Source organism: Bradyrhizobium sp. C9 (assembly GCF_002532045.1).
GTDB lineage: Bacteria > Pseudomonadota > Alphaproteobacteria > Rhizobiales > Xanthobacteraceae > Bradyrhizobium.
Genome location: NZ_NWTG01000012.1, coordinates 170,799 through 184,580, shown reverse-complemented (window position 1 = coordinate 184,580; position 13,782 = coordinate 170,799). Strand labels below are relative to the sequence as shown.

Here is a 13,782-nt window from a genome sequence, read left to right as displayed (position 1 = left end):
TGTTACCTCCCGGCATTCTGGACGATGGCAACCGCAAGCTCGCACGCCTGGGCGTTCGACGGCGCAACGAGGATTCCGGCCTGCTCCAGTTTCCTGACCTGGGCGGAGCGCCCTTGCGGATCCTGCTCCGTGCCGACGACGGACGCGATCAACGCCGGCGCATCCTGCCCGCGATCGGCGACGATCTTCGTCAGATGCTCGGCAGGATCGGCATGCGCGCCGTAGCCGAGCACAAGATCGAGCAGCACCACCGAAAGATCGCGGTTTTTGAGCGCAGCACGCAACGCATCATCGCGCACCGAGGGGTCGATCATCGGGTGCGGCCGGCCACGGGTATATTCGTCGTCGCCGAGGTCGATCAGCCGATCCCGTCCGGCATTCGGCTCGACGCCGAGCTTGACCACGCCGGGGATCGCGGCATTCGACGCCACCTTCCGGCCAGCGGCAGCGAGGATCACCTGCGCTTCGGCACACAGCGTTCCGCCGGCGAACAAGCCCTCGATCCCGCCGCGGCCGCTGCGCGGAAGCCGTGATGCCACCGCATTCGCATCGAAGCCCGCGCCGATCTTCTTGTCGCCCAGCGCCAATTCCGCGGCGCCCTTCAGTGTCGGCGAGAAGCGGGCGTTCGGCGGCAGCTCGATCTCCGAAGCGCCGATGAAACACACGGTGTACGACTTCCGGCTTCTGCCGATCCGCTCAAGCACGGATTTGGCGACATCGGGATGCGGCGGCTTCGAGATCAGCACCACGTGATCGGTTTCCGGATCGGACTCGAATGCATCGATCGCCATCAGCGTGGTGATGCCACCGATATCCTTCTTCAGATCGCGCCCGCCGACCCCGATGGCGTGGGAAATGCCCGCGCCGGCTTCCGAGATCAGGCACGAGACTTCCTGCGTGCCGGTCCCCGACGCGCCGATGATGCCGATCCTGCCGCGCCTGATCTTGTTGGCGAACGCCAGCGGCGCGCCGCCGATCACAGCGGTTCCGCAATCCGGCCCCATCATCAGGAGGCCGGCCGCCCGCGCCTGTTGCTTGAGCGACAATTCGTCCTCGAGGGACACGTTGTCGCTGAACATCAGGACATGCAGGCCGCGATTGAGCGCCTTGCGGGCCTCGGAGGCTGCGAACTCGCCGGGAACCGAGATCAGCGCAAGATTGATCTCCGGCCTGACCTTCACCGCGGCGGCGATCGAGTGCGGCCGCCAGGCAGACTGAGCCTCGCCCTGCGTCTTCGGCTTGTCGAGCGACTTGATCGCATTGTCGAGGGCTTCGCGGGCAGCGGTCTCGGACTCGGCCTTCACCGCGATCACGAGGTCATTGCCCTTCACGGCAGTGCCCTCCTCGAGCAGTCCCGCGTTGCGCATGATCGCGGCGTTCGACGGCGTTCCCATCATCAGCGCCGCCTCGATCACGCCGGGCGAGCCGGCCACCTCGCGCGACAGCCGCATCAGTGCGACCGAGTCGAGATAGAATCCCTTGCGGACCTCGTTCAGGACGACGACGTTCATGACACACCCAAATCCTTCGCGATCGCGACGATCGCCTGCTGGAAGCACGCCAACGGCGCCTTGACCACGCCGGCACCGACCTGGCCGATGCCGGGCTCGCGATGCGCGATGCCCGTGTTGATGACCGGCACCACGCCGGAATCAACGACCAGACGGATATCGATGCCGGTCGGCACGCCCGCGAAGTCCATTGCGGCGATGGTCCATTCCGGATTCTGCGCAACCGTGATCTCGCCCATCGAGCGGGTGAAGTTGCCAGCCTCGGACGGCGCGCCGGCGCCGACGAAGCCTGCGACAGCCGGCGCCGCCGCCATCGCAAATCCACCCAGGCCGATCGTCTCGACGATGGCGGAATCGCCCATGTCCGGATTGGCGTCCTTCTCGGAATAGCCGGCAAAATACAGCCCCTCCGGCATTTCGACCGGCGCGGTGAACCATTGCTCGCCGAGCCCGCTGACGCGGATCCCGAAATCGGTGCCGTTGCGGCACATGGTGGTGACGATGGTCGAGCCCCGGATGCCGTTGGCTGGATCGGTGATCGCCTTGCCCATCGCCATCGCGATGTTGAGGAAGAACTGATCGTTCTGCCCAATGAACGCGAGGCATTCGGCGAGAACGCCGTTGTCGGTCGAGGTTCGCGCCATCCAGGGCGCGATCTCGCGCAGGAACACGCTCGAGCAGGCCAGATTGCGCTGGTGCAGTTCGTCGCCCATCGACAGGCCCCGCGCGACGATCGATTTGAGGTCAATGCCGCCCGCGGCGCGGATCGCCTTGCCGAGCGTCGGCCCGAACACATCGCGCAGCCAGGCGAGCCGCTTCAGCACGCTGGCGTCGTTGCCGCCGAAGCGCATCACCTTGCCGAGCCCCTCGTTGATCGCGCAATAGGCGCGATTGGAGAAGCGCGCGTTCTCGACCACAAACAAAGGCATCGACATCGTGGTCATGCCGGTCATCGGGCCGACCGCGCCGAAGTGATGATTCGGGTGAAACTCGATCTCGCCATTGGCAGCGAGCTTGGTCGCAGTCGGCAGATCCTTCGCCCATCCCTCGAACACGATGGCGCCCGCGACCGCACCGCGCATCGGGCCGCACATCCGGTCCCAGGAGATCGGTGGCCCGGCGTGGAGGATCATCCGTTCGCGCAGGCCCGGGATCAATTCTCGGGCGGGAACGATGTCGATCAGCCGCGGCTCCCCTTCGAGTATCCGGGTGAGCGCCTGCTGGTTTGCGTCTTCGATCAGTTTCATCGGTGCGCCCTCACACACCGAGCTTCGCGAGCAGGGCCGCCATCTGCGGATCGCCGCCCGCCGACGGCTTCCAGTCGACGTGAACGACGTCGATGCCGCAGTCGCGGAGGTCCTTCACGAACCCCTCAAGCCCGACATTCACGACTTCGACCTTACGCGCCAGCAACTGCTGATACTGCGGCCTATCCTGATCCGTCATCGTCTCCGCCCTAATCAAGTTTCGTTTTCGTTGCGTCCAAGTAAATAAGAAAACACTTACTTCGTCAAGACCGGATTCCCGGAAAATGCGAATTTCCGTATCCGCTCGAACAGCGGACCGGCCGGAGCGAAATCCGCCTTAAAAAAAAGTGCTCCGAACTTCGTTCGGAGCAGTCTGGGAGAACTCGAAATTCGATCGGCAACAGCGTCACCGTTCGCGAAGGGCGTGGCGCAGGACGATCAGACCGCCGGCAAACGCATCCAGTCCGGATGTATGTCCGATCGCCGTCAGAGCCGTGAGAGCGCGGCGAAATCCGGCGGCCTCCCCGCTCATCGTTGCGTGGACGGCAGCGTGCAGTGCCGCCGCGCCGTAGCCCAGCGCCGCCGCGCGCAGATGGATGCGGCTGATGTCGTTGGTGCCGTCGAGCAGCGCGCGGCAATGTTCCCACAATGCGTCGCGAGATTCGATGCGTCCCAGTGCGGCCAACGCAATCAGCGCACCGCCGATCAGATCGTCGCCGGATGGCGTCAGCCCCGGCCCGAGACCGATCAGGCTGCCAAGCCCGGACCCGCGATCCGCATTCTCATCCGAGCCTGCGAGGATTAGCTCCAGTGCAGCGAGACCAGGCATGGCGGCTCGAACAAGCGGAGATGCGTCGCCCGGAGCATGTCCGGCTCCGACCGCGGCGAGACCCTCCGCAATCAGATCGCCGGTCCACACGGCATCGACGGCTTCAAGACCGCGCCGGAGGCTGCCCGTCGACCAGTGTGGCGCAGCAGGCGGCGCCCAGACGGACCGCGTTGCCAGATTTGCGAGCGGCGTCGCACCGATCCACAGAATGGAGTCCACGACCCGCACGGGGTCGCCGACCGCCAATCTAGGCCATCGGAAGTCGCCGACCACGTGCAACGGGCCCGATCCGATACCGATCCGCCCAACGCAGATCCAGATTCCGTCGATCACGGCGTAGAACGAACGTTCGAACACGGCGACGACCTGGCCCGCGGCGCGATCGCGAAGCGCCTTGTCGGCAAGGAGCCCCACTTCCACATCGGCACAGATCGCTGTGAGCTCGGGACGCCGCTCGCCGGGCGCACTCGTGCGACCTGGCTGCCTTCCGTCAGCTTCGCGGCCTCCGACCAACATCCGCCCTCACCTCCCTCAGCGTGCCTGGGCCGCGAACCGTTGCGGCGCGCCGGCCTGGGCCTCACCGCCCAGATAGGCCGCCTCGAGCAGCGGATCCTCGGCGATGATGTCGGCAGCGCCGCTCTTCAGGATCGCACCGGTCTCCAGCAGATAGGCCCGGTCGGCCAGCGCGAGCGCGTGGCCTGCCATCTGATCGACCACGATGATGGTCATGCCCTCGCTGCGCAGCCGCTCGAAGGACGCGAACAGTTCATCGACCACGAGCGGCGCCAACCCGAGCGATGGCTCGTCCAGCATGTAGATCTTCGGCCCGGTCAGGAGGCCGCGTGCAACCGCGAGCATCTGCTGCTCGCCTCCGGACAGCAGGCCGGCGCGCTGGTCGATACGCTCCTTGAGCCGCGGGAAGCGCACGAACATCGCCTCGATCTCGGCATCGAGGTCTATTCCCTTGCGCGCATAGGCGCCGAGCTGCAGGTTCTGCTTTACCGTCAGCTCCGGAAACACCTGCCGCCCTTCCGGCACCAGCACGACGCCATTGCGGGCACGAACATGTGCGGGCATCCGGTCGATGCGCGTCTCGGCGAGCCGAACTTCGCCCGTGGAGCGCGGCGGCTCGAGTCCGGCGATCGACCGCATCAGTGTGGTCTTGCCGGCGCCGTTGGCGCCGAGCACGGCGACCGCCTCGCCGGGAGCGATCACCAGATCGATCCCGTTCAGGGCGCGCGACAGGCCATAGAACGAATCGAGCGTCTTGACCTCAAGCGCGGTCCCCTGCCGTGCCGGCCGCGGCGCGCGGCTCTTCTCACCGGGCGTGGCGTCGCCGAGATAGGCCTTGCGGACCAGCGGATCGTTGCGGATCGCCGCCGCATCGCCGATCGCGATGCGCTTGCCGCCGTCGAGCACGACGATGAGATCGCTCAACGACATGATCATCGGCATGTCGTGCTCGACGATGATGACGGCGATCCCGAGATCGGCGATCCGGCGCAACAGCACGGTCAGGCGCTGCTTGTCGCCCTTCGAGAGGCCGGCCGCAGGCTCGTCGAGCAGCAGGATGCGGGGCCGTAGCGCGAGCGCGCGTGCGATCTCGACCAGCCGCTTCTCGCCATGGGACAACGAATCCGCGAGGCGATCGACGTCGCCGTCGACACCGGCAAAGCGCAGCAGGAACCGGGCGAAACGCTCGGTCTCCGCGTTGCGCAGCGCCGAGACAACGCCGCCGAGCCGGCCGACCCGCTCGGCCAACAGGATGTTCTCCAGGATCGTGAGCGAGCCGAACAGCTGCGTGGTCTGGAACGTGCGCGCCACGCCGACCCGCGCCAGCAAGTGCGACGTCATGCCCGTGACATCGCGATCGCCGAGCTTCACCGACCCCGCCTGCGGCCGGTAGAAGCCGCAGAGCAGATTGAGCGCGCTGGTCTTGCCGGCGCCGTTGGGACCGATGATGCTGGTGACGGCACCCGGCGCCGCCTTGAACGAGACGCCCTGGACCGCGCGCACGCCGCCGAACGAGATCGACAGATCCGTCACGTCGAGCCCCGCCGCGTTGTGCGTCTCCAGGATCGCCGCATCGGTTTCCGCTGCGGCGATCGCGGGCTCGGCCACCGACTTGCGCGCCGGCAGGAATTTTGCCGCGAGCTGCTCCACGAGTCCGACAATGCCGGAGGGCGCGGCGCGCAGCACGACGAACAGCAACACGCCGAACGCCAGCAGGCGATACTCGGCGAGATCCGACAGCGCTTCCGGCAGCAGCACCACCAGCGCTGCGCCGATCACGGGGCCGAGCACCGAGCCGGCGCCGCCGACCATCACCGCGAACAACAGCAGCACCGATTGCAGGAACGGAAACGAGCTCGGGCTGATATAGCCCTGCAGCGGTGCGAACAGCGCGCCGGCCAGCGCCATCGCGGCCGCCGAGATCACGAAGGCCACGGCGCGGACATGCACCAGATCGATGCCAAGTGAGCGCGTCGCGACCTCGGTATCGCGGGCGGCGCGCATGGCATAGCCCCAGCCGCTGCGCTTCAGCCGCTCGAACAGGATAAGGCCGGCAAACACCAGCACGACGCCGGCGATGGCAAGCGAACGCTCGGACAGCGCATAGCCGAACACGCTCGGCGGCGCGCTCAGCATCAGGCCGTTGCCGCCGCCGGTGAGATCGCGCCACTCGATCGTGACATGCTCGACGATGAAGCCGAAGGCGATCGTCACCATCGCCAGATACGGCCCGCGCACGCGCAGCGCCGGCATCGCGAGCAGCCCGCCGACGATGCTGACCAGCACGATGGCCCCCGCCGTCGCGGCGAGGTACGGCCAGCCGGCCTTCTCCATCAGCAGCACGGTGGTGTATGCGCCGATCGCCATGAAGCCGATATGGCCGAGCGAAATCTGGCCCGCGAGGCCGAGCAGGACGTTGAGGCCGATGCAGCCGATCGCCGTCAGCGAAATCGTCGCGATCAGGAACACCGAATAGCTGTCCGCGACAGCGGCATAGCCGACAGCAATCGCGAACGCCGCGACTGCGACGAGAAGGGAGGCGCGCGAGGTCATACCTTCTTAACTCCAGCTCGGCCGAGCAGCCCGTGCGGCATGACGACGAGGATGACGATAACGGAAGCGAATGTGATGATCTGGGTGTAGACCGACCCGAGATAGTTGGTCGCGAACACCTCGATCAGGCCAAGACACAATCCGGCGAGCATGACGCCCCAGGCGCTGCCAAGACCGCCGATGATCGCGGCGGCGAACGCCTTGATGCCGAACAGCGTGCCCATCTCGGACGAGACGTTGAACAGCGGCGCGATCAGCAGCGCGGCGACGCCCGCCAGCATCGCCGACACCGCATAGCTCGCCGCAATGGCGCCGCTGACGTTGATGCCCATCAGCCGCGCGGCATTGGGGTTCTGCACCACCGCAAGCATCGCGACGCCATGCCGCGTGCGGCGGGTGATCAGATGCAGCGCCAGCGCAAGCAACAGGCCGACCACGGGAATCAGCAGCTGGAGCGGATAGACCCCTGCCCCCTCCACGATCTGGATCGGCCTGGCCGCGAGCACCGACGGGAAGCTGCGCGGCTCCTTGCCGAACACGAACAGCATCACGTTGTCGACGATGATGCCGACCGCAACGGTCGCCATCAGCCAGTTTTCCGACCCGCGCAGCACGAACGGACGAACCGCGAAACGTTCAATCAGGACGCCGTAGACCGCGCAGACCAGCAACACCGCGGGGATGCCGATCGCGGCCGGCCAGCCCCACACGATGAGGAAGAAGTATCCGGCAACGGCTCCCAGGGTCATCGAGCTGCCCTGCGAGAAGTTGACCGTGCCGGATACGGCGTACGTGACGTGAAAGCCCAGCGCGAGCAGACCGTACATGCTCCCCAGCGCCATTCCGGTTATTATCGCCGAAAGAAACGACATCGATGATCACCCCGATCTGCTTGCTGGACGACCGCTGCCGTCAGTTCTTGAACGGCAGGATGTGGTTGTCCTCGAAATGGGCCCAGATGTAGTCCTGCGCCGTCAGCGCATCGTGCTTGTCCTGGGCGAACGGCTTCTCGTAGGTCTTGATCAGGCCTTCCAGCCGGTCGATTCCGTAGAAGCCGTCGCGAATGGCGGTCGGGTCGGTGCTGCCGGCTTTCTGGATCGCGCCGGCGATCACCAGGACGCTGTCATAGGCGTTGGCAAAGCCGACCGCGGGCGTCACGTCCGCCGCGCCCTTGATGTCCGGATACTTCGCCTGCAACTCGGCGAGCACGCGCTTGCCGACCGGCGAGAGGTTGCCGAAAAAGCTGTAGGTCTGGACGAAGACGACGCTCTCGGCGCTCGGCCCGGCGAGCTCGGTGAAGCGGCCGCCGGCCGGTCCCCAATGCGACACGATCGGCGGCGCCCAGCCCATCCGGTCGAGCGATTTCACGACCTGCGAGGCAGGACCGACATTGCCGACCAGGAACAGGGAATCGGCGCCGGCCTGCTTGAGCCGGGACAATTGCGCGACCACGTCGACATCGTTCGCCTCGAACTTCTCGACACCCGCCGGCTCGATCCCGGCCGCCTTCAGCGCCGCGCGCAGCCCATGCTCGTTCGATTCGCCCCAGGGATTGTTGACGAGGATGAGGCCCGGCTTCTTGGCGGCGAAGGTCTTGCCGGCGAATGCGACGATCGCCTTGTCGACCTCGTCGTCCATCGCCGAGACGCGGAACACGTAGTTGGACGCGGCGCCGTTCTGGGTGATGTTGGTTCCGGCGGCCCAAGGCACGACGAACGGCATCTTGACGTTGTTGACGAACGGCACGATCGCAAGCTGGACCGGCGTATCGAGACCGCCGAGCAGCACCGCGACCTTCTCGCGCTGGATCAGTTCGCGCGCGGCGGTCAGCCCCTTCGCGGGATTGCTCTCATCGTCACGGCGTACCAGTTCCAGCGGACGGCCGAGCACGCCGCCCTTGGCGTTGATCTCCTCGATCGCGATCGTGGCGCCGCGGGTCAATGCCTCGCCGGCGCGTGCCGACTGCCCCGACAGCGCGGTGACCAGGCCGATCTTGATCGGCTCGGCGGCCCGCACCCGCTCCGCGAGCGGCACAGAGCCGATGAGAATGGCGAGCGCGCCCTGCAAGACAACGCGGCGGCACAACCCGGTGATGGGGGTACAAGCGTAGCTCATTTCTGCAATTCCTCCCGCTCCGACGGCTCCCAAGCCGCCTCTGGTCCGCTGCCGCTGTCTCCGCGGCCTTGACGGAAGTAAAAACTTTCTTCACAAATCGACGAATGTCAAGCGGCTGATCGCGCGCCGGATGGAGATTGCAATGCAACGGGAGACTGGAGCGGAACCGGAGCGGGCCACTTCGCGTGGCGTTCTCGGCGGTGCAACATCCGCGCAACCGCCGGATCCGGCACGCGGTCTCCGTTCTCATGACCGCTACCGCTACAGCGCGATCACGCGCCGCCCCGATTTCCTGTGGCCCAGCGAAAGGCGCCTCGCGGTCTACATCGCGCTCAACCTCGAGCATTTCGCGTTCGGCGATGGACTCGGCGCCGAACTCTGCCCAGGCGGTCCACATCCGGACGTCCTCAACTACGCCTGGCGCGATTACGGCAACCGGGTCGGCGTGTGGCGGCTCATCGATCTGTTCGATGAACTGAAACTGCCGGTCTCCGTGCTCGCGAACAGCAGCATCTATCACTACTGCCCGGAAGTCATGGACGCATTTCGCGCGCGCGGCGACGAGGTCGTCGGCCATGGACGTACCAATTCCGAACGGCAGGGCGTGCTCTCACCTGCCGAGGAGCAGCAACTGATCGCGGAGGCGACGGATGTCATCGCGCGGGCGGAGGGACGCCGGCCGCTCGGCTGGCTCGGTCCGTGGATCTCGCAATCGGCGGTCACGCCGGACCTCCTCGCCGAAGCGGGCTACCAATACCTGCTCGACTGGTGCATGGACGATCAGCCGGTGTGGTTCTCGACAAGGGATGGCGGGCGGATCCTGTCCGTGCCCTATCCACAGGAACTGAACGACATCCCCTCGATTGTCGGACGCAAGGACAGCGGCGAACAGTTTGCGACCATGATCACGGACACATTCGAGGAGATGCTGACGCAATCCGCCAAGCAGTCACTGGTGATGGGGATCGCGCTGCATCCATATCTGGTCGGCCAACCCCATCGGCTGCGGCCGCTGCGGCGCGCCCTGCAGGCGATCGTCGCACGGCGCGAGGACATCTGGATCACCACCGCCGGCGAGATCGCGGCATTTTCACGCGCCCTGCCCGACGGCATCGTCCCGACATAAGAAACTGGAGACTTGAATTGACCGCCATCGACACACTCTTTCAGAACGCACGGCTGCCCGACGGCCAGCTGGTCGAAATCGCCGTCCGCGGCGGCAAGATCGTGGCGCTCGCATCGTCCCCGCAAAGCTACGGCGCAGTCGGCGAAAGCCGCGATCTTGGCCGGCGCCTGGTGCTCCCCGGCATGGTCGAAGGCCACATCCACCTCGACAAATGCTTCATCGGCGACGACTGGAAGCCGCATCGGCCTTGCACCGCGGGCTTCAACGTGCGCGAGCGCGTCAAGTTCGAGAAGGAAGCCCTCGCCTCCGCCAAGCCGATCCCGGTTCGGGCCGCGGCCCTGATCGATCTTTGCGTCTCGCAGGGCACGACCCACATGCGCAGCCATGTGGATGTCGATGCCGAGGTCGGCTTGCGACATTTCGAACCGATCGCCGCCGCGCGAGACGCGCACCGGGAGAAGGTTTCAATCCAGATCGTCGCGTTTCCCCAGAGCGGCATCGTGACATCGCCCGGAACGGCCGGATTGCTTGAGGAAGCCGTTCGCGCCGGCGCCGATCTGATCGGCGGTCTCGATCCCGCAGGCCATGATGGTGACGTCGCCGGGCATCTTGACGTCGTCTTCGGGATCGCCGAGCGGCATGGCGTCGGCATCGATATTCATCTGCATGACGGCGGTCTGCAGGGCATCTCGGAAATCGAGGAGATCGCGCGACGCACCAAGGCGTCGGGCCTTGGCGGCAAGGTCACGATCAGTCATGCCTATGCGCTCGGCGAAGTGGCCGTCGAGGTGGCTCAACGGACCGCGCAGCGGCTTGCCGAAGCCGGCGTCGCCATTTTCACCAACGCTCCCGGCGCGCACGCATTTCCGCCCGTGTTGCTGCTTCGCGATGCCGGCGTCACCGTGTTCTCCGGCAACGACAACATCCGCGACTCCTGGTGGCCCTACGGCGACGGCGACCTGCTCGAACGCGCAATGATGGTCGGCTATCGCTCCGGCTTCAACACGGACGATCAATTGGCCGCGGCCTTTGACATGGTCACGACCAACGCAGCGCGCGCACTCGGCCTCAAGGATTACGGCCTCACCGTCGGCGGAACGGCGGATTTCGTCGTGCTGGACGCCCGGCATGTCCAGGAAGCCGTGGTCGCTCGTCCCAAGCCACGCGATGTCTACAAGGCCGGCCGACTCGTCGCGCAGAGCGGCGTGATGGTTGCGGCCGGCACCCGGAAGCAGTGAACATGGAGGAATCGCACTTGACGAACAGTCGTAATGCCGATCTCAATCCCAGCTGCTTGCGCCGGGAACCGGTCCGCTGCCCGATGTGGCCTGATGTGGACGTGCCCTGCGTGACTACCCGAGCCCAGGCAAGGTTGACGCCGTGACAGAGACGACAGCACCGACCAGCCCCACCCGCACCACCACGCGCGGAAAGCGACCTCGCGACTCCGCGCTCACCAAGGAAGCGATCCTGCGCGCCGCAACGTTCGAGTTCTGCCACAATGGCCTCGGCGGCGCACGCGTCGAGGCGATTGCGCAGCGCGCCAAGGCCAATATGCGCCTGTTGTACGCCTATTTCGGCGACAAGAACGGGCTCTATATAGCCGTCCTCGAGGACGTCTACACCGAAATTCGCGCGGCCGAACAACGGCTGAAACTGGATGATCTCGAGCCGATCGCCGCAATGAGCGGGTTGATCGATTTCACGTTTACGTTCTTCGGGCAGCACCAGAACTATATCGCCCTGATCAACACCGAGAACCTTCAGCGCGGGCGCAATATGCGCAAATCGCGCAAGATTGCCGATCTCACTTTGCCCCTGGTTGCAAGCATCGAAAGTATTTTGCGGCGCGGCGTGGCGGCGGGCCTGTTTCGCGGTGATGTCGATCCCATCCAGCTCTATGTCTCGATCACCGCGATGAGCTATTTCCACGTTTCCAATCGGTACACATTGTCGGCGATGTTCGACAAGGATCTCGGCGCGTCGGACTGGCTCGAGCGGCGCCGCGAGCATGCGCAGGACATGATCCTAACCTGGCTGACGGCCCCTGCCGGGGCACGCAAGGACAAGTCAGCAGCATCGAAGGCGACGGCGCGCCCCGGCAAGCCGTCCCGCTAAGAGGTCAGCCGCACGACGCGGTGTCGTGCGGGTCATGCGGCGGGAATGCCCCTCAGCGGGTCGCAACGACACCGTCGCTGCGCGGATCGCTGGCTCCTTCCATCAGGCCGTCCGGATGCCAGACGATCGCGCCGGCGTGTCCCATGATCTCCTCGAACGGACCGGTCACCTGAATGTCGTGGCCGAGCGTGCGGAGCCGATCGATGATCGCGGGATCGAAGCGGGACTCGATCTTCAAATTGTTGTTTTCCTCGCCCCAGGTGCGACCAAGCAGCCAGCGCGGCGCCGTAATCGCGGACTGCAGCTCCTGGCCGTGCATGGCGTAGCGGGAGAAGATGGCGGCCTGGGTCTGCGGCTGCCCCTCTCCGCCCATCGTGCCGAAGGAGATCAGCCGCCCATCGCCGAGCTCGGCCATCGCCGGCTGGATGGTGTGGAACGGCAGGCGTCCCGGATCCAGCCGATTGACGTCGGTCTCGCCGAGGCTGAAGCTCGTTCCGCGGTTTTGCCAGGTGACTCCGCTCTCGGGCAGGATGACGCCCGAACCAAACTCCCAATAGACGCTTTGAATGAAGCTGACGCTGAGCCCATTGCGGTCGGTCGCAGCGAGCCACACCGTATCGCCCTGCTTGGACGGGTCGGGCCACGGCGCGGCGCGGCGATCGGATACCGTTTCGTGAAGCGCGGCCAGCGATTGCTCGGACAGGAATTCGGCGGCTGGGTGCTTCATGTAGTCGGGATCGGTCACGTGGCCGTTGCGAATACGGAACGCGGCTTTCGTGCATTCGACGAGCCGGTGCAGATGATCGACGCCATCGGCTTCGTCGGCGATGCGCCGGGCATAAAGCGCCAGGATCAGGAGCGAGGCCAGCCCCTGCGTCGGCGGAGGCATGTTGAAGACCTTGTGGCCGGACACCTCGACCGAGAGCGGCGTCACCAGCGATGCCTGATGTCGCTCGAGATCAGCCAATCGTAGCGGGCTCCCTGCCCGCTCGAGATCGGCCGCCATCGCGCGCGCCAGTTCGCCGCGATAGAAATCGGACAGCCCGGCCTTGGCCAGACGCCGCAGCGTCGCGGCGACACGCGGCTGTCGCAGCCGCGTACCGAGCGCGAGCGGGGCGCCTTGCGGCAGATAGACCTCGGCATAGCCGGGCACGTTTTCGAGCTCATGCCGCTTCTTGCCGATGTTCTCATGCAGCGTGCTGGTGACGGCCACGCCCTCCTCGGCATGCCGGATTGCGGGCTCGAGCAGCCGCGCCATCGGCAGTCGCCCGTCATGACGATCGCGGCTGAGTTCAAAGGCCTTCTGCCAACCGTCGACGGTCCCGGCGACGGTGAGCGCGGCGAGCGGGCCGCGACCGGGAATGCTGCTGCAGCCACGCTCGCGATACCAGTTGCGATCCGCCGCCATCGCAGCGCGTCCGCAAGCCTGAATCCCGACCGGCGTCGAACCGGCGCGGCCGACCAGCCAGAAGCTGTCGCCGCCGAGGCCGTTCATGTGCGGATAGGCCACGGCAATCGTCGCGGCCGCGGCGATCATCGCCTCAATGGCATTGCCACCTTCCGAAAGGACCGCGAGTCCAGCCTGCGCCGCCAGGTGGTGCGGCGCGGTCACCATGCCGCCATAGCTTCGTTTTGTCTGCAACATCAGCCGTATCTCCCAAGCACGGTATGTAATAATATTTTTACTTACCGTGTCAAGACGCCAGAGATCGGTCTTTAATATACGGCTGCCGAGCCGTCGAACTCGTCACAAGGACTGGCCATTGCAGT

General features: G+C 65.8%; 11 protein-coding genes. 3 read left to right on the top strand and 8 right to left on the bottom strand.

Going from position 1 to position 13,782, the window contains the following annotated elements:
* Positions 1–2: 2 nt before the first annotated feature.
* The 7 genes from fdrA to CO675_RS23720 form a co-directional block, all read right to left on the bottom strand.
* Positions 3–1,511, bottom strand: a complete 1,509-nt coding sequence (gene fdrA, locus CO675_RS23750; RefSeq protein ID WP_097674253.1) for an acyl-CoA synthetase FdrA — start codon at positions 1,509–1,511, stop codon at positions 3–5.
* Positions 1,508–2,758, bottom strand: coding sequence for a YlbE family protein (locus tag CO675_RS23745; RefSeq protein WP_097674252.1), 1,251 nt, complete (start codon positions 2,756–2,758; stop codon positions 1,508–1,510). The genes fdrA and CO675_RS23745 overlap by 4 nt, the downstream gene beginning before the upstream one ends.
* 10 nt (positions 2,759–2,768) lie before the next feature.
* Positions 2,769–2,957: a hypothetical protein gene (locus CO675_RS23740; RefSeq protein ID WP_050404632.1), complete on the bottom strand. Its 189-nt coding sequence runs from the start codon at positions 2,955–2,957 to the stop codon at positions 2,769–2,771.
* A gap of 207 nt (positions 2,958–3,164) precedes the next feature.
* The gene (locus tag CO675_RS23735; protein ID WP_097674251.1) at positions 3,165–4,103 is read right to left on the bottom strand and encodes an oxamate carbamoyltransferase subunit AllH family protein; all 939 of its coding nucleotides are present in this window, start codon (positions 4,101–4,103) and stop codon (positions 3,165–3,167) included.
* Positions 4,104–4,118: 15 nt separating this feature from the next.
* Positions 4,119–6,653: a branched-chain amino acid ABC transporter ATP-binding protein/permease gene (locus CO675_RS23730; protein ID WP_097674250.1), complete on the bottom strand. Its 2,535-nt coding sequence runs from the start codon at positions 6,651–6,653 to the stop codon at positions 4,119–4,121.
* Complete coding sequence (locus tag CO675_RS23725; RefSeq protein ID WP_097674249.1) at positions 6,650–7,525, bottom strand: branched-chain amino acid ABC transporter permease; 876 nt, start codon at positions 7,523–7,525, stop codon at positions 6,650–6,652. The genes CO675_RS23730 and CO675_RS23725 overlap by 4 nt, the downstream gene beginning before the upstream one ends.
* Positions 7,526–7,565: 40 nt before the next feature.
* Positions 7,566–8,768 carry an ABC transporter substrate-binding protein gene (locus tag CO675_RS23720; RefSeq protein WP_097674248.1) on the bottom strand — a complete coding sequence of 401 codons (1,203 nt, stop codon included), beginning with the start codon at positions 8,766–8,768 and terminating at the stop codon, positions 7,566–7,568.
* Between the two features lie 142 nt (positions 8,769–8,910).
* Between CO675_RS23720 and CO675_RS23715 the strand changes: the two genes are divergently transcribed.
* From CO675_RS23715 to CO675_RS23705, 3 genes are all read left to right on the top strand, one after another.
* Entirely contained in the window at positions 8,911–9,894 is a 984-nt protein-coding gene (locus CO675_RS23715; protein WP_097674307.1) for a polysaccharide deacetylase family protein, read from the top strand.
* A 17-nt stretch (positions 9,895–9,911) separates the two neighbouring features.
* On the top strand, positions 9,912–11,132 hold the full coding sequence (locus CO675_RS23710) for an amidohydrolase family protein (RefSeq protein ID WP_097674247.1): 1,221 nt from the start codon (positions 9,912–9,914) through the stop codon (positions 11,130–11,132).
* A 142-nt stretch (positions 11,133–11,274) separates the two neighbouring features.
* Positions 11,275–12,012 carry a TetR/AcrR family transcriptional regulator gene (locus CO675_RS23705; RefSeq protein ID WP_097674246.1) on the top strand — a complete coding sequence of 246 codons (738 nt, stop codon included), beginning with the start codon at positions 11,275–11,277 and terminating at the stop codon, positions 12,010–12,012.
* A gap of 52 nt (positions 12,013–12,064) precedes the next feature.
* Here CO675_RS23705 and CO675_RS23700 read toward each other — a convergent pair whose 3' ends face one another.
* A complete protein-coding gene (locus tag CO675_RS23700; RefSeq protein WP_097674245.1) occupies positions 12,065–13,657 on the bottom strand; it encodes a gamma-glutamyltransferase family protein in 1,593 nt (530 codons plus the stop codon).
* Positions 13,658–13,782: the final 125 nt, after the last annotated feature.

Bases quoted from the DNA above. Each gene is read 5' to 3' on its own strand.
- CO675_RS23725 (WP_097674249.1), bottom strand. From the start codon at position 7,525: ATGTCGTTTCTTTCGGCGATAATAACCGGAATGGCGCTGGGGAGCATG.
- CO675_RS23745 (WP_097674252.1), bottom strand. From the start codon at position 2,758: ATGAAACTGATCGAAGACGCAAACCAGCAGGCGCTCACCCGGATACTC.
- CO675_RS23715 (WP_097674307.1), top strand. From the start codon at position 8,911: ATGCAACGGGAGACTGGAGCGGAACCGGAGCGGGCCACTTCGCGTGGC.
- CO675_RS23740 (WP_050404632.1), bottom strand. From the start codon at position 2,957: ATGACGGATCAGGATAGGCCGCAGTATCAGCAGTTGCTGGCGCGTAAG.
- fdrA (WP_097674253.1), bottom strand. From the start codon at position 1,511: ATGAACGTCGTCGTCCTGAACGAGGTCCGCAAGGGATTCTATCTCGAC.
- CO675_RS23720 (WP_097674248.1), bottom strand. From the start codon at position 8,768: ATGAGCTACGCTTGTACCCCCATCACCGGGTTGTGCCGCCGCGTTGTC.
- CO675_RS23700 (WP_097674245.1), bottom strand. From the start codon at position 13,657: ATGTTGCAGACAAAACGAAGCTATGGCGGCATGGTGACCGCGCCGCAC.
- CO675_RS23730 (WP_097674250.1), bottom strand. From the start codon at position 6,653: ATGACCTCGCGCGCCTCCCTTCTCGTCGCAGTCGCGGCGTTCGCGATT.
- CO675_RS23735 (WP_097674251.1), bottom strand. From the start codon at position 4,103: ATGTTGGTCGGAGGCCGCGAAGCTGACGGAAGGCAGCCAGGTCGCACG.